This window comes from Cellulomonas sp. zg-ZUI22 (assembly GCF_017353535.1).
GTDB lineage: Bacteria > Actinomycetota > Actinomycetes > Actinomycetales > Cellulomonadaceae > Cellulomonas > Cellulomonas wangleii.
The window spans coordinates 427,715-442,942 of sequence record NZ_JAFMUZ010000002.1 but is presented as its reverse complement, the minus strand read 5'-3'; the positions used below and the strand labels follow the sequence as shown (position 1 = coordinate 442,942).

The following is a 15,228-nucleotide window of genomic DNA, read 5'->3' as shown; positions in this document are numbered from 1 at the left end:
GCCGGGCGCGTGCGGCGCGACCGCCCCGCCCGACGTCGGGTCACCCCCCGGGTACGCCGACGGCCGGCCACCCCGAGGGGATGACCGGCCGTCCGCCGTGCAGACCGTCGCGGGCGGACCCGCGCGGACTCAGTTGCCGGTGAGCTTCTCGCGCAGAGCGGCGAGCGCCTCGTCCGACGCGAGCGTGCCCGCGACCTCCTCCGCCGGGGCGGACGAGTAGGTCGACGGCGCCGGGCCGCTGCCCGTGGACTCGGACGTCGAGGCCTCGGCGTCCGCCTGGGCCGCCGCGGCGACCTGCTTGCGGTGCGCCTCCCAGCGCTCGTGAGCGGCCGCGTACTGGGCCTCCCACGCCTCGCGCTGGGTCTCGAAGCCCTCGAGCCACTCGTTCGTCGTCGGGTCGAAGCCCTCGGGGTACTTGTAGTTGCCCTGCTCGTCGTACTCCGCCGCCATGCCGTACAGCGCGGGGTCGAAGTCGTCGGACTCGGGGTCGAAGCCCTCGTTCGCCTGCTTGAGCGACAGCGAGATGCGGCGACGCTCGAGGTCGATGTCGATGACCTTGACGAAGACGTCGTCGCCGACCTGCACGACCTGCTCCGGGATCTCGACGTGGCGCACGGCCAGCTCCGAGATGTGCACGAGGCCCTCGATGCCGTCCTCGACGCGCACGAACGCACCGAACGGGACGAGCTTGGTGACCTTGCCGGGCACGACCTGGCCGATGGCGTGCGTCCGGGCGAACGCCTGCCACGGGTCCTCCTGCGTCGCCTTCAGCGACAGGGAGACCCGCTCGCGGTCGAAGTCGACCTCGAGCACCTCGACCGTGACCTCCTGGCCGACCTCGACGACCTCGGACGGGTGGTCGATGTGCTTCCAGGACAGCTCGGAGACGTGCACGAGCCCGTCCACGCCGCCCAGGTCCACGAAGGCACCGAAGTTGACGATCGACGAGACGACACCGGGGCGCACCTGGCCCTTCTGCAGGGTCTGCAGGAAGGTGGAGCGGACCTCGGACTGCGTCTGCTCGAGCCACGCACGCCGCGACAGCACGACGTTGTTGCGGTTCTTGTCGAGCTCGATGATCTTCGCCTCGATCTCCTTGCCGACGTACGGCTGGAGGTCGCGCACGCGACGCATCTCGACGAGGGAGGCCGGCAGGAAGCCGCGCAGGCCGATGTCGAGGATGAGGCCGCCCTTGACGACCTCGATGACGGTGCCGGTGACGACGCCGTCCTCCTCCTTGATCTTCTCGATCGTGCCCCACGCCCGCTCGTACTGCGCGCGCTTCTTGGACAGGATCAGACGACCCTCCTTGTCCTCCTTCTGGAGGACCAGGGCCTCGACCTCGTCGCCGACCTTGACGACCTCGCCGGGGTCCACGTCGTGCTTGATGGACAGCTCACGGGAGGGGATGACGCCCTCGGTCTTGTAACCGATGTCGAGCAGGACCTCGTCGCGGTCGACCTTGACGATGGTGCCCTCGACGATGTCGCCATCGTTGAAGTACTTGATGGTGGCGTCGATCGCAGCGAGGAAGTCCTCGGCCGTACCGATGTCGTTCACCGCGACCTGCGGGCTGGCCGGCTTCGCGGGGGTGGAGATGCTCATGTAGTGGTGGGCTCCGATGCGGACAGGAAGTAGTGCGGACAGGAATGGTGACGTGGTCCTCGCGCCGGTCGCCCGTCACGCCGACCCGCCGCACCCGCGTGCGGAGTGCAACCGGGCGGGGTGACGAGTCGGTACGCACGGGGATCGATGAACACGCGCGGCACCGCCGTCCACCCTATCGGGTGTGCGGCGGTGCAGGCAAAGGATGCGGATCAGGCGAGGGCCCGCGCCACCGTCAGCAGGTTCTGCGGGACGAACTTCACCTTGCCGGCGACCTCCTCGAGCGGCACCAGCACGACCTCCTCACCACGGATGGCCGTCATGACGTTGGTGGTACCGGCCGTCACGGCGTCGATCGCCGCGACGCCGAACCGGGACGCCAGGATCCGGTCCGCCGCCGTGGGGATGCCGCCGCGCTGCGTGTGGCCGAGCACCGTGACGCGCGTGTCGAAGCCGGTGCGCTGCTCGATCTCGGTCTTCAGCCGCTCACCGATGGCACCCGCGACGATCTCGCCGTACTTGCCCATCTGCGTCTCGTAGTGCATCGGCGTGTTCTCGGCGGGCACGGCCCCCTCGGCCACGACGACGATCGAGAAGCTCGCGTGCGCGCGGTGGCGGTGCTTGAGGAAGCGCTCGATCCGACCGATGTCGAACGGCTCCTCCGGGGCCAGCACGAGCTCCGCACCACCGGCGATGCCCGACGTCACGGCGATCCAGCCGGCGTGGCGCCCCATGACCTCGACGATCATCACGCGGTTGTGCGACTCGGCCGTCGTGTGGATCCGGTCGATGGCCTCGGTGGCGATGCTCACCGCGGTGTCGAACCCGATCGAGGCGTCGGTGCCCCAGACGTCGTTGTCGATCGTCTTGGGGATGCCGACGACCTTCACGCCCGCCTCGGCGACCTTGCTCGCGGCGTTCAGCGTCCCGTCGCCGCCGATGCAGATGAGCGCCTCGATGCGCTCCGCCTCGAGCGTCGCCAGTGCGGCGTCGAGCCCGCCGTCCGAGGCGTGCGGGTGGTACCGCGCCGTGCCGAGCAGCGTGCCGCCCGTGGGCAGCACGTTGCGGATGTGCTGGCGCGTCAGCGGCATGACGTCCCCGTCGACGACGCCCTTCCACCCGTTGCGGAAACCGATGATGGAGTGGCCGTGCTCGCCCTCCCCCCGCTTGACGACCGCACGGATCGCGGCATTCAGGCCGGGGACGTCGCCGCCACCCGTGAGCAGACCGACTCGCACGCTGGAGCTCCTCGTTCGCAGGGGCCGTCCCGCCGGGACGGCAGGGGGCCGGGCGCGCTCCGACGCGGCGCCACACCTCCCAGACTAGCGAGACCCGCGTGCGACGCCCTGCGGCTTCGGTCCCGGTGGGAGCCCGCGACCAGGGCGTAGGGCGTCAGGCGCTGCGCCCCAGGTCGAGGTCCCGCCCCGGGATCGCGTCGAGCAGCGTGCGGGTGTACTCCGTGCGCGGCGCGTCGAACACGTCGTCCACCGTGCCGCTCTCCACGACCCGTCCCTCCTGCATCACGCAGACCTCGTCCGCGATCTGGCGCACCACGGCGAGGTCGTGGCTGATGAACAGGTACGACAGGCCGAGCCGCTCCTGCAGGCCGGCCAGCAGGTGCAGGATCTGCGACTGCACGATGACGTCGAGCGCCGAGACCGCCTCGTCGCACACCACGAGCTCGGGCTCGAGCGCCAGGGCGCGGGCGATCGCGACCCGCTGGCGCTGCCCGCCCGACAGCTCCGCCGGGTACCGCGACAGCAGGGAGGTGGGCAGCGCCACCTGGTCCATGAGCTCGCGGACGCGCGCATGGCGCTGCGCGCGGTCGCCGGTGCGGTGCGCCCGCAGCGGCTCCTCGATCGTCCGGAACACCGTGAACAGCGGGTCGAGGGACGCGTACGGGTCCTGGAAGATCGGCTGCACCCGTCGCCGGAACGCGACCTCGGCGGAGCGGTCGCGGTGCGCCACGTCGACACCGTCGAACCGGATCGCGCCGGACGTCGGGGCCAGCAGCCCCAGCATCATCCGCGCGACGGTCGACTTGCCGGACCCGGACTCCCCCACCACGGCCACGGTGCGCCCCCGGGGGATGACCAGGCTCACGTCGTCGACCGCGGTGAAGTCCGCGCCCCGGCCGAGCAGCCCGCGGCCGCGGATCCGGAACACCTTGCTGACGCGGTCGACCTCGACGAGCGGCGCTGCAGCCTCGGCGCCGTGCGGGGCCGACGCTCCCGGTCCGGCGGTGCGACCGGTCGCGGCGGGCCGGACGTCCTCCTGCTCGCCGGTCCGCGCGGCGGCGGGCTCCGCACCGACGGGCACGGGGACGTCGGCACCGTGACGGGCGAGCTCGATGCGCCGCGACGTCAGGGAGGGTGCCGCGGCGAGCAGCCGCCGCGTGTACTCGTGCTGCGGGGCCGTGAGGATCGCGTGCGCGTCCCCCTCCTCGACCACCTCGCCGCGGTACATCACGACCACCCGGTCGGCGCGCTCCGCCGCCAGCCCCAGGTCGTGCGTGATGAGCAGCACCGCGACGCCCAGCCGGTCGGTGAGCTCCGTCAGCCCGTCGAGGATCGTGCGCTGCACCGTCACGTCGAGCGCCGACGTGGGCTCGTCGGCGATGAGCAGACGCGGCCGGGCGGCCAGGCCGACGGCGATCAGCGCCCGCTGCCGCATGCCCCCCGAGAACTCGTGCGGGTACTGCTGCGCACGCCGCTCCGCGTCGGGCAGGCCGGCCTCGGCCAGGAGCTCGATCGTGCGCGCGCGCACGCCCCGGCCGCGCAGCACGCCGTTGTCCTCGAGCGTCTCGTCCACCTGGGACCCGACCCGGCGGACCGGGTTGAGGTTCGACATCGGGTCCTGCGGCACCATCCCGATGCGCGAGCCGCGGACGCGGTGCATCGCGTCGGGCCCGAGCGCCACGAGGTCCTCGCCCTCGAAGAGGATCGAGCCCGCCGTGACGGAGCCGTTGCCGGCGAGCAGCCCGATCACGGCGGCGGCCGTCGTGGACTTGCCCGAGCCGGACTCCCCCACGACCGCCACGGTCTGGCCGGCGTGGACGTCGAACGACACGCCGCGCACCGCGGTGGCCGTGCCGGACTCCGTGCGGAACGTGACCTCGAGGTCCCGGATGCGCAGCAGCGGCTCGCCCCGGTCGTCCTCCTGCTCCGGTGTGCCGGTCACGCTCATCGCCTCCTCGATCGCGGGTCGAGGGCCTCACGCAGCGCCTCGCCGAACAACGTGAAGCCCAGGGCCGTCACGGAGATGCAGATGCCGGGCCACAGCGCGAGCCGTGGTGCCACCTCGAGCTCGTTCTGCGCGGCCACGAGCATGCGCCCCCACTCGGCGGTCGTCGGCGACCCGCCGCCCAGGCCGAGGAACGACAGCGCCGCCGCCTCGATGACGGCCGTCGCGAGCAGGAGCGTGGCCTGCACGATCACCGGGGACACGCTGTTGGGCAGGACGTGGCTCATGGTGACCGTGCGCCGTGACAGGCCCAGGGACCGGGCGGCCAGCACGTAGTCCTGGCCCTTCTGGGCCAGCATCGACCCCCGCAGCAGCCGCGCGAACACGGGCACCTGGACGACGCCGATCGCGATGACGACCGACGAGGGCGTCTGCCCGGCCACCGCGGCGATCGACACGGCGAGCAGCAGGCTGGGGACGGCCAGCATGAGGTCGACCAGCCGCATGACGGCCGAGTCGACCCACCCGCCGAACGCGCCTGCGAGCACCCCGAGCACCATGCCGCCCGCGAGCCCGAGCAGCGTCGACAGGACACCGATGAGCAGCGAGGCGCGCGCCCCCCAGATCAGCTGGGACAGCACGTCGGCCCCGTACCGGTCCAGGCCGAGCGGGTGGGCGGCCGACGGCCCGGGGATGTACGTCGGGCGGACGTCGGCACGGCCGGGCAGCGCACCGGGCGCGTACGGCGCCAGCACCGGGGCGAGCAGGGCCACCAGCAGGAACGCCACGACGATCACGACGCCGAGGATCGCCGCGGGGTTGCGCAGCAGACGACGCGCCGCGACGCGCCACAGCGCCTCCCCCGCGCGGCGGTCCTCCGCGAGCTCGCCGGCGTCGACCGGCGCCTGCGGGACCTCGTAGACCTCGGGTGCGCTCATCGGGTCCTCATCCTCGGGTCGATCAGGCCGTACGACACGTCGACCGCCAGGTTCACCAGGGCGTAGACCACGGCGATGAGCAGGATGAAGCCCTGCAGCACCGCGTAGTCGAGGTTGAACACCGCGTCGGCGAGGAACTTGCCGACGCCGGGGAACGCGAACACGGTCTCGGTCAGCACCGCGCCGGACAGCAGCAGGCCGATCTGCAGGCCGATGGTGGTCGAGACGGGCAGCATCGCGTTGTGCAGGATCACGCGCCCGCGCACGTGGGAGGGCGCGAGCCCCTTGGCGCGGGCGGTGCGGACGTAGTCGGCGTGCTGCACGTCGATCACCGACGCGCGGGTGATCCGGGCGATGATCGCCAGCGGGATGGTGCCCAGCGCGAGGGCCGGCAGCACGAGGTGCATCAGGGCGTCCCAGCTCGCGTCCCACTCGCGGGTCGCGACCCCGTCGAGCACGTAGAACCCGGTCGGGTGCGTCGCCACCATGGCGGGGTCCTGCCGCCCGGCGGACGGGAACCAGCCGAGCTGTACGGCGAACAGCCACTTCAGCAGGAACGCCAGGAAGAAGACGGGGATCGTCACGCCGAGCAGCGAGCTCACGACCGCGGCGTGGTCGACGAGCCGACCCTGGCGTCGGGCCGCCACGTAGCCCAGCGGGACGCCCACGCCGACGGCGACGAGCAGCGCGACGAGCGACAGCTCGATCGTCGCGGGGAACCGGGCCACGAACTCGTCGAGGACGGGCCGCCCCGTGCGGGTCGACACGCCGAAGTTGCCCTGCAGGAGCTGACCCAGCCAGGTCACGTACTGCTGGGGCAGCGGTCGGTCGAACCCGTAGAGCTGGTTGATGCGTGCCACGGCGTCCGGGGTCGCGCGCTCCCCCAGGAGGGCCGTCGCCGGCCCTCCCGGGAGAGCACGCACCCACAGGAACAGCAGCACCGACAGCCCGAGCAGGGTCGGGACGAGCAGCGCGAGGCGCCGCAGGATCAGTCGGGTCATCGGGTCGAGCAGCTCCTCAGTCGCCCAGGGTGATCACGTTGTAGACCTCGTCCTGGACCGGCGACGCCGGGTAGCCCTGGACGTCGGCCTTGAACGCGAGCGACGGCACCGGGTGGGCCAGCGGGACACCCGGCAGGAAGTCGAGGATGGCCGCGTTGGCCGCCTCGTACGCCTCGGTCTGGGCGTCGAGGTCCGCGACGTACCGCGCGTCGTTGATCGCCGTGAACAGCTCGGGGTTGTCGAAGCCCCACTCGTTCGACGTGCCGCCGAAGAAGACGCCGATGAAGTTGTAGGTGTCGTTGTAGTCGCCGGTCCACCCGAGCAGGTGCAGCCCGTGGTCGGCGCCGCCCTGGATCCGGTCGAGGTACTCCGGGTTCCACGGGTCCGGCACCGCGTTGACCGTGATGCCGACGGCCTCGAGGTCCGCCTCGATCGCCGTGAACACCTGCTCCGGCGTCGGCATGTAGGGCCGCGACACGTTGGTCGGGTAGTTGAAGTCGATCGTGAGCGCCGACTTCCCGGCCTCGGCGAGCAGCGAGCGCGCCTTGTCCGGGTCGTACTCGTAGGTCGCGACGTCGGCGTTCCAGCCGGCGACCGACGGCGGCACGAAGTTCGTCGCGACCTCGGTGCCCTCGGGCAGCGTCTGGGCGACGAGCGCCTCCTTGTTGATCGCGTGCGCGATCGCCTGCCGGACCCGCACGTCGGCCAGGTCCGGGTTGGCCTGGTTCATGCCGAGGTACAGCACGTTGAAGGGCTCACGGTTGACGATCTGGAAGCCTGCCTCCTCGAGGGCCACCACGTCCGCGGGGCCGACGAGGTCGTACCCGTCGATGTCGCCGGCCTGCAGCGCCTGCCGCCGCGCGGTCGCGTCCGAGATGATCGGGAAGACGACCCGCCGGACCTGACCCTGCTCGCCCCAGTAGTCGTCGTAGGCGCTGAGCACGACCTCCTCGCCCGGGCTCCAGGACTCGAACACGAAGGGCCCGGTGCCGGTGGGGTGCCCGGTGGCGTACTCGGGCAGCACCGGCGCCTCGCCGTCGCCGCTCACGCCGTCCGCGTCGTACTCCTCGAGCGCCGTGGGCGACTGCATGGCGAACGCGGGCAGGGACAGGGCCGAGACCAGCTCCGGCAGCGGGCTGCGCAGGTGGATCACGGCGGTGCCGGCGTCGGGCGCCTCGCACGACTCGTACTTGCCGGTGCCGTTCAGGCTCTCGACGTCGCTGCTCGCGAACCCGCCGTTGACCTTCTGCCAGTAGTAGGAGAGCGACTCCGACTGCAGGACACCGGTGAAGTTGTTCCAGCGCTCGAAGTTGGCGCACACCGCGTCGCCGTCGAAGTCGGTGCCGTCGTGGAAGGTCACGCCCTCCTTGAGCTCGAACGTGTACTCCAGGCCGTCGTCGCTGACCTCCCACGACTCCGCGAGCAGGGGCGCAGGGTCTGCCGTGCCGGGCTCGACGCCGACCAGGCCCTCGAAGATCTGGCGCGCCACGCGGAACGACTCGCCGTCGCTGGCGAAGGCCGGGTCGAGCGAGGACGGGTCGCCGGACGCCGCGAAGATGAAGGTGTCACGCCCTCCGTCCGTCGCGCCGTCGTCGCCACCGGTGTCGCGGTCGCTGGCGGCGCACGCGGTCAGGGCGAGCCCCACCACCAGCCCTCCGGCCACCATCTGCCATCTGGTCCTCACTGCAGCCACCTCTCGTCAGGGCCTGGTTGTGCACCACGCCGCCCGGGACCCGGCAGACGCTAGGGGCGCCGTGTCACGCGCGTGTTACGCACCGGTACGGATTCGGCATCGGACAGACTGGCAGGATGTCGGAGGAATCGCCGGACGACGCGCTGGCCGCTGCCGGATACCTGGACGTCCCGGACGATCAGGGCGGACGCGCCGCCCGCGGGTGGTGGGACGCCAACGCGCAGGAGTACCTCGACGAGCACGGCGCGTTCCTCGGCCCCGCCGACCTGCTGTGGTGCCCCGAAGGGCTGCGGGAGTCGGACGCGCACCTGCTCGGCGACGTCCGCGGCGCCCGGGTCCTGGAGCTCGGTGCCGGGGCGGCCCAGGGGACGCGCTGGCTGCGCACGCAGGCCGACGCCGACGGGGTCGCGACCGACGTGTCCGCGGGCATGCTCGCGGCAGCACGGCGGCTCGACGCGCAGACGGGCACCCGGACGCCGCTCGTGCAGGCCGACGCCCGTGCCCTGCCGTTCGCGTCCGCGTCGTTCGACGTCGCGTTCACCGCGTTCGGTGCGCTGCCGTTCGTGCCCGACGCCGCCCGCGTGCACGCCGAGGTCGCCCGGGTGCTGCGCCCGGGCGGCCGCTGGGTCTTCTCGGTCACGCACCCGGTGCGCTGGGCCTTCCCCGACGACCCCGGTGAGGGTGGGCTCACGGCCACCCGGTCCTACTTCGACCGACGGCCCTACGTCGAGCAGGCTGCGGACGGGCGCGTGCTGTACGCCGAGTACCACAGGACCCTGGCCGACCACGTGGGCGACGTCGTCGGCGCCGGGCTGGTGGTCGACGGGCTCCTGGAGCCCGAGTGGCCCGCGGGCCACCACCGCGTGTGGGGAGGCTGGGGGCCGGTGCGCGGCGCCCGGTTGCCCGGGACGCTCATCGTGCGGGCGCACCGGCCCCCTGCCTGACCCGTCAGTGGCTGGTCGCCTTCTCGGCGCCGGCCCCGGTGAGCGAGCGCACCTCCATCTCGGCGAACTTCTCCGGGTGCGGCTGCTCCTTCGACAGCAGCGTCCCGACGATCCCGAGCAGGAACGCGAGCGGGATCGAGACGATCCCCGGGTTCTCCAGCGGGAAGATCGCGAAGTCCACCGACGTGTCGCGGATCATCGACAGGCTGTCGCCCGTGATCGGGTCGACCTTGCCGGACACCACCGGCGAGAAGGCGATGAGCACGATGCACGAGACGAGCCCGCCGTACATGCTCCACAGCGCGCCGGACGTGTTGAACCGCTTCCAGAACAGCGAGTACAGGATCGTCGGCAGGTTCGCCGAGGCCGCGACCGCGAACGCCAGCGCCACGAGGAACGCCACGTTCTGACCGTTCGCGAAGATCCCGCCCACGATCGCCAGTGCCCCGATCACCAGGACGGTGATGCGTGCGACGCGCACCTCGCCGTCCGGCGCCACCTGGCCCTGCTTGATGACCGACGCGTAGATGTCGTGCGCGAACGACGCGGCAGCGGTGATCGTCAGGCCCGCGACGACCGCGAGGATGGTCGCGAACGCCACCGCGGAGATGATGCCGAGCAGGAACACCCCGCCCAGCTCGTACGCGAGCAGCGGCGCCGCGGAGTTCGCCTTGCCGGGCGACGACATGATCGTCTCCGGCCCGACCAGTGCGCCGGCACCGTAGCCGAGGACGAGCGTGAACAGGTAGAAGATGCCGATGAGCCAGATCGCCCACACCACCGACCGACGCGCCTCCTTGGCGGACGGCACGGTGTAGAAGCGCATGAGGACGTGCGGCAGACCGGCGGTCCCGAGCACGAGCGCCAGCGCGAGGGACAGGAAGTTGAGCTGCGTCAGCGCCGTGGCCCCGTACTGCCGGCCGGGCTCGACGAGCGTCTCACCGCCCTCGCCCGCAGCGTCGATCGCTCCCTGGAGCACCGCCGACAGGTCGAAGCCGAACCGCGCGAGGACCCACACGGTCATGAGGCCCGCGCCGGCGATCAGCAGGATCGCCTTGATGATCTGCACCCACGTGGTGCCCTTCATGCCGCCGACGAGGACGTAGAGGATCATCAGCGCGCCGACCACGGCGATCACGAGCGCCTGCCCGGCGGGACCGTCGATGCCCAGCAGCAGAGCGACGAGACCACCCGCCCCCGCCATCTGCGCCAGCAGGTAGAAGAACACGACGGCGAGCGTCGACAGCGCCGCGGCGAGCCGCACCGGACGCTGCTTCAGCCGGAACGACAGCACGTCGGCCATCGTGAAGCGCCCGGTGTTGCGCAGCAGCTCGGCGACCAGCAGGAGCGCCACGAGCCAGGCGACCAGGAACCCGATCGAGTACAGGAAGCCGTCGTACCCGTAGATGGCGATGGCACCGCAGATGCCCAGGAACGACGCCGCGGACAGGTAGTCCCCCGCGATCGCCGTCCCGTTCTGCGGCCCCGTGAAGGACCGGCCGGCCGCGTAGTAGTCCGCGGCACTCTTGTTGTTGCGTGACGCCCGGAACACGATCACCAGGGTCACCAGGACGAACGCCCCGAAGATGGCGATGTTGACGACGGGATCGCCGACCTGGCCGCCGTCGGCGGCAGCGGCGGCCACGGGTGCACCGGCGGCGATCATGCGCGGCTCCCGTCCGCGGGGCGGGCCGGGGCCGCGCCGTCGATGAGGGCACCGGACTCGATGTGCTCGCGAAGGTTCTCCGCGACCGCGTCCTGCTTCTGGTTCGCCCAGCGCGCGTAGGCCATCGTGATGGCGAACGTGGAGACGAACTGCCCGAGCCCGAGGAGCAGCCCCACCGTGATCGTGCCGACGACCCGCTGGCTCATGAACGCGTGGGCGTAGTTCGCGAGCAGGACGTACAGGAAGTACCACGCCAGGAACAGCGCGGTCATCGGGAACACGAAGTTGCGGAACCTGCGCCGCAGGTCCTGGAACTCCGGCGATCGTTGAACGCGCTGGTAGTCGGTCTCCGTCTGACTCTGGGACACATGCACCTCCGCTGCCCGGGCGGCCCCGTCGCCGCCAGGTGGACACTGTGGCGCACATCACCCCACGGAATCCAGACATCGGGGCACGAAACTTCGTCCGCGTGTCGCGGACCGCGACGAGGGTCACACGGACCGGTGACATCGCGGGCCCGCCCGGGGCGCCTGCGGTCAGTGCCCGGCGGCGTGCCAGCTGGCCCCGACGCCGACCGAGACGTCGAGGGGGACGTCCAGGGGCCCGTCGGGCAGGCCGTCGCCGGCGCGGCCCATCTGGTCGCGCACCAGCGCCTCCACCTCGTCGCGCTCGCCCGCGGCGACCTCGAGCACCAGCTCGTCGTGCACCTGCAGGAGCAGCCGCGAACGCAGCCCGCGCCGCGTGAGCTCGCCGTCCACCCCCAGCATCGCGACCTTGATGAGGTCGGCCGCGCTGCCCTGGATCGGCGCGTTGAGCGCCATCCGCTCGGCCGTCTCGCGGCGCTGCCGGTTGTCGCTCGTGAGGTCCGGCAGGTAGCGGCGGCGGCCCAGCACCGTCGCGGTGTACCCGGTCGCCCGGGCCCGGTCCACGACGCTGGTCAGGTAGTCGCGCACCCCGCCGAACCGCTCGAAGTAGTCGGCCATGAGCGCGGACGCCTCGGACACCTCGATCGACAGCTGCTGGGACAGCCCGTAGGACGACAGCCCGTACGCCAGCCCGTAGCTCATGGCCTTGATCTTCGAGCGCATCGCGGGCGTGACCTCGTCCGTGGGCACGCCGAAGACGCGGGAGCCGACGTAGCTGTGCAGGTCCTCACCCGAGCGGAAGGCCTCGATGAGCCCCTCGTCGCCGGACAGGTGCGCCATGATGCGCATCTCGATCTGCGAGTAGTCGGCCGTCAGCAGCGTGTCGTACCCCGGTCCGACGACGAACGTGCGCCGGATCTGACGCCCGGCGTCGGTCCGGATGGGGATGTTCTGCAGGTTGGGGTCCGCCGAGGACAGGCGTCCGGTGGCGGCGATGGTCTGCTGGAACGTCGTGTGGATGCGACCGTCGTCACCGACCGAGCGCAGCAGCCCCTCGACCGTCTGGCGCAGCCGGATGGCGTCACGGTGCGCGAGCAGGTGCTCGAGGAACGGGTGCCCCGTGCGGGCGAACAGGTCGGTGAGTGACGCCGCGTCGGTCGTCCAACCGGTCTTGATCCGCTTGGTCTTCGGCATCCCCAGCTGGTCGAACAGCACCTCCTGGAGCTGCTTGGGCGACCCGAGGTTCACCTCGCGCCCGATGACGGCGTAGGCCTCCGCCGCCGCGTCCTGCACCTGCGCGTCGAACTCCCGCTCCAGCGACGCCAGGTCCTCGCGGTCCACCGCGATCCCGGTGCGCTCCATGCGGGCCAGCACGTCCTGCAGCGGCAGCTCGATGTCGGACAGGAGCATCCCTGCGCCCCGGTCGGCGACCTCGCCCCCGAGCACGTCGACGAGGTCGCGCACGGCGGCGGCGCGGACGGCCGCCCGACGCCCCTCGTCAGCCCCGTCCACCTCCAGGTCGAGCGCCCCCTGGCCGGCCGAGGAGTCGTCCGCTGCGACCAGCTCGCGGTGCAGGTAGCCGATCGCGAGGTCCGACAGGTCGTACGCGCGGCGGTCCGGCTGGCACAGGTACGCCGCGAGCTCGGTGTCGAAGGTGACACCGCGCAGCGGCAGGCCACGCCCCTCCAGCGCGTGCCAGGCCTCCTTCGCGGCGTGCAGGGCCTTGCGCCGCGACGGGTCCGCCAACCAGGCCGCGAGCGCGGCGTCGTCCACGGGGTCGATCGCCGTGAGGTCGTAGGCGACGGCCTGACCGTCGCCGTCGGCGATCGCCACGCCCCAGGCGTCACCCCGCGCCGGGGCACCGGTCCCCCGGACGTCGAGCCCCAGGACGTCGTCGGCACGCGCGTCGAGCCAGGCGCCCAGGCCGCCGACGCCGGTCTCGACCAGATCGAGCGCCGCGGCCGTGGCGACGCGCTCGTCACGGGTGTCGTCGGGCAGCATCGCGAACAGCCGGTCGCGCAGCGTCCGGAACTCCAGGCCGTCGAGGATCTCGTGCAGCGCGGCCCGGTCCCACGGGCGGACGGCGAGGTCCTCGGGGCCGACCGGCAGCTCGAGGTCGTCGAGCAGGTGGTTGAGCTCACGGTTGAGCGCGACCTGCTCGAGGTTCGCCCGCAGCGACTCCCCGGCCTTGCCGGTGATGCGCTCGGCGTTGGCCAGCACGCCCGCCAGCCCGTCGTAAAGGCCGATCCACTTGGCCGCGGTCTTGGGGCCGACGCCCGGGACGCCCGGCAGGTTGTCGCTGGTCTCCCCGACGAGCGCCGCCAGGTCCGGGTACCGCGCGGGCGGCACCCCGTACTTCGCCTCGACCGCCTCCGGCGTCATGCGCGCCATCTCGGACACCCCGCGCACCGGGTACAGCACGGTGACGGTCGGGCCCACCAGCTGGAACGAGTCGCGGTCGCCCGAGCAGATCGCCACGTGCATGCCCTGGTCGCGGGCCCGCGCGGTCAGCGTGGCGAGGATGTCGTCCGCCTCGAACCCCGGCTTCTCCAGGACCTGCACGTGCATGGTCGCCAGGAGGTCCTTGATGATGTCGACCTGACCGCGGAACGGCTCGGGCGTGGCGGCGCGGTTGCCCTTGTACGACTCCAGCCGCTCGGTGCGGAACGTCGTCCGGCCGGCGTCGAACGCGACCGCCACGTGCGTCGGCTCCTCGTCCCGCAGCAGGTTGGCGAGCATCGAGGTGAACCCGAACACGGCGTTCGTCGGCTGACCCGTCGAGGTCGCGAAGTTCTCCACCGGCAGCGCGTAGAACGCGCGGTACGCCATCGAGTGGCCGTCGATGAGGAGCAGTCGCGGGGTCGTCGAACCGGGGGTCGTTGGCTGGTCGGCACTCACGGGTGCCAACCTATCTGCCATGTCCGACACCCCCTTCACCCTCCCGCCGACCGTCGACACCCTCCTGCACCGCATGGGCATCGAGATCACGCACGTCGACGCGGACGGCGCGACCGGCACCATGCCGGTCAGCGGCAACACCCAGCCCTACGGCCTGCTGCACGGGGGTGCGTCGGCGACGTTGGCCGAGACCCTCGGCTCGCTGGCCGCGACGGCCCACGCCGGGGCGGGTCGCGCGGCGGTCGGCATCGAGCTCAACGCCACGCACCACCGCTCCGCGCGCGCCGGCACGGTCGTCGGCACCGCGCGCGCCCTGCACCGCGGCCGGTCGCTGGCGACCTACGAGGTCGTCGTGGAGGACGACGAGGGTCGGCGGCTCTGCACCGCACGCCTGACCTGCATGCTCATCGACGCCCCGGCCTGACGGGCTCGCTCGTCGTCCCCGGCCGCACGGGCGCGGGCCCGTCGCCGCCGCTCGATGAGGTCCTCGAGCCCCCGGGACGCCGGCCGGCGGGCCGTCACCGGCACGTCCTGCGCGAGCCGTCGCTGCAGGGCGGGGGTGCTGACGACGCGGTGCGCGGCCGCGGGGGCGAACCCGAGCCGGGCCAGGAAGCGTTGCATGCCGCGCGACCCCGGCAGCGGCGCCGCGTAGACGTCGGTCGCACCCGCCGCCTCGGCGACCTCCGCGGCCGCCTGGAGCATCGCGTGGCCCAGGCCCCGGCGGCGGGACTGCGGCCGGACGTACACGGCGTCCAGGCTGAGGACCGTCGCGTCGGACAGCAGCCCGGGCCCCAGCAGCCGGCACAGGGCCATGCCCGCGGGCTCGCCGTCGCACGTCGCGACCAGCACGACCCCGTCCTGCACCGAACCGAGCACGGAGAGGTGCGCGCTCAGGCGCTCGCGGTCGTCGGAGCAGAGCTGGCGACCGAGACCCG

12 protein-coding genes are annotated in these 15,228 nt (G+C 72.3%); 2 read left to right on the top strand and 10 right to left on the bottom strand.

Going from position 1 to position 15,228, the window contains the following annotated elements; all coding sequences use genetic code 11:
• Positions 1-129: 129 nt before the first annotated feature.
• From rpsA to J1G43_RS09715, 6 genes are all read right to left on the bottom strand, one after another.
• Positions 130-1,605 carry a 30S ribosomal protein S1 gene (gene rpsA / locus J1G43_RS09740; RefSeq protein ID WP_089799217.1) on the bottom strand — a complete coding sequence of 492 codons (1,476 nt, stop codon included), beginning with the start codon at positions 1,603-1,605 and terminating at the stop codon, positions 130-132.
• A gap of 212 nt (positions 1,606-1,817) precedes the next feature.
• Positions 1,818-2,843 (bottom strand): 6-phosphofructokinase, encoded by a 1,026-nt coding sequence (locus tag J1G43_RS09735; protein WP_207342177.1) that lies wholly within the window; start codon positions 2,841-2,843, stop codon positions 1,818-1,820.
• 154 nt (positions 2,844-2,997) lie between these two features.
• A complete protein-coding gene (locus J1G43_RS09730; RefSeq protein ID WP_207342176.1) occupies positions 2,998-4,791 on the bottom strand; it encodes an ABC transporter ATP-binding protein in 1,794 nt (597 codons plus the stop codon).
• Positions 4,788-5,726, bottom strand: a complete 939-nt coding sequence (locus J1G43_RS09725; RefSeq protein ID WP_207342175.1) for an ABC transporter permease — start codon at positions 5,724-5,726, stop codon at positions 4,788-4,790. Before J1G43_RS09725 ends, J1G43_RS09730 begins: the two co-directional genes overlap by 4 nt.
• Positions 5,723-6,727, bottom strand: coding sequence for an ABC transporter permease (locus J1G43_RS09720; protein ID WP_207342174.1), 1,005 nt, complete (start codon positions 6,725-6,727; stop codon positions 5,723-5,725). The genes J1G43_RS09725 and J1G43_RS09720 overlap by 4 nt, the downstream gene beginning before the upstream one ends.
• 16 nt (positions 6,728-6,743) lie before the next feature.
• The gene (locus J1G43_RS09715) at positions 6,744-8,393 is read right to left on the bottom strand and encodes an ABC transporter substrate-binding protein (protein WP_207342286.1); all 1,650 of its coding nucleotides are present in this window, start codon (positions 8,391-8,393) and stop codon (positions 6,744-6,746) included.
• 143 nt (positions 8,394-8,536) lie between these two features.
• Here J1G43_RS09715 and J1G43_RS09710 point away from each other — a divergent pair, with 143 nt between their 5' ends.
• Complete coding sequence (locus tag J1G43_RS09710) at positions 8,537-9,364, top strand: class I SAM-dependent methyltransferase (RefSeq protein WP_207378381.1); 828 nt, start codon at positions 8,537-8,539, stop codon at positions 9,362-9,364.
• A gap of 4 nt (positions 9,365-9,368) precedes the next feature.
• On the opposite strand, the gene J1G43_RS09705 is transcribed toward J1G43_RS09710, so the two are convergent.
• The 3 genes from J1G43_RS09705 to polA form a co-directional block, all read right to left on the bottom strand.
• Complete coding sequence (locus J1G43_RS09705) at positions 9,369-11,030, bottom strand: cation acetate symporter (protein WP_207342172.1); 1,662 nt, start codon at positions 11,028-11,030, stop codon at positions 9,369-9,371.
• Entirely contained in the window at positions 11,027-11,398 is a 372-nt protein-coding gene (locus J1G43_RS09700; protein WP_207342171.1) for a DUF485 domain-containing protein, read from the bottom strand. The genes J1G43_RS09705 and J1G43_RS09700 overlap by 4 nt, the downstream gene beginning before the upstream one ends.
• A gap of 168 nt (positions 11,399-11,566) precedes the next feature.
• Positions 11,567-14,314: a DNA polymerase I gene (polA, locus tag J1G43_RS09695; RefSeq protein ID WP_207342170.1), complete on the bottom strand. Its 2,748-nt coding sequence runs from the start codon at positions 14,312-14,314 to the stop codon at positions 11,567-11,569.
• On the opposite strand from polA, the gene J1G43_RS09690 reads away from it, so the two are divergent.
• Complete coding sequence (locus J1G43_RS09690) at positions 14,313-14,717, top strand: PaaI family thioesterase (protein ID WP_207342169.1); 405 nt, start codon at positions 14,313-14,315, stop codon at positions 14,715-14,717. The genes polA and J1G43_RS09690 overlap by 2 nt on opposite strands.
• Here the strand turns inward: J1G43_RS09690 and J1G43_RS09685 are convergent.
• Positions 14,633-15,169, bottom strand: coding sequence for a GNAT family N-acetyltransferase (locus tag J1G43_RS09685; protein WP_249670536.1), 537 nt, complete (start codon positions 15,167-15,169; stop codon positions 14,633-14,635). The genes J1G43_RS09690 and J1G43_RS09685 overlap by 85 nt on opposite strands.
• Positions 15,170-15,228: the final 59 nt, after the last annotated feature.

Bases quoted from the DNA above. Each gene is read 5' to 3' on its own strand.
- rpsA (WP_089799217.1), bottom strand. From the start codon at position 1,605: ATGAGCATCTCCACCCCCGCGAAGCCGGCCAGCCCGCAGGTCGCGGTG.
- J1G43_RS09730 (WP_207342176.1), bottom strand. From the start codon at position 4,791: ATGAGCGTGACCGGCACACCGGAGCAGGAGGACGACCGGGGCGAGCCG.
- J1G43_RS09725 (WP_207342175.1), bottom strand. From the start codon at position 5,726: ATGAGCGCACCCGAGGTCTACGAGGTCCCGCAGGCGCCGGTCGACGCC.
- J1G43_RS09720 (WP_207342174.1), bottom strand. From the start codon at position 6,727: ATGACCCGACTGATCCTGCGGCGCCTCGCGCTGCTCGTCCCGACCCTG.
- J1G43_RS09715 (WP_207342286.1), bottom strand. From the start codon at position 8,393: ATGGTGGCCGGAGGGCTGGTGGTGGGGCTCGCCCTGACCGCGTGCGCC.
- J1G43_RS09710 (WP_207378381.1), top strand. From the start codon at position 8,537: ATGTCGGAGGAATCGCCGGACGACGCGCTGGCCGCTGCCGGATACCTG.
- J1G43_RS09705 (WP_207342172.1), bottom strand. From the start codon at position 11,030: ATGATCGCCGCCGGTGCACCCGTGGCCGCCGCTGCCGCCGACGGCGGC.
- J1G43_RS09690 (WP_207342169.1), top strand. From the start codon at position 14,313: ATGTCCGACACCCCCTTCACCCTCCCGCCGACCGTCGACACCCTCCTG.
- polA (WP_207342170.1), bottom strand. From the start codon at position 14,314: ATGGCAGATAGGTTGGCACCCGTGAGTGCCGACCAGCCAACGACCCCC.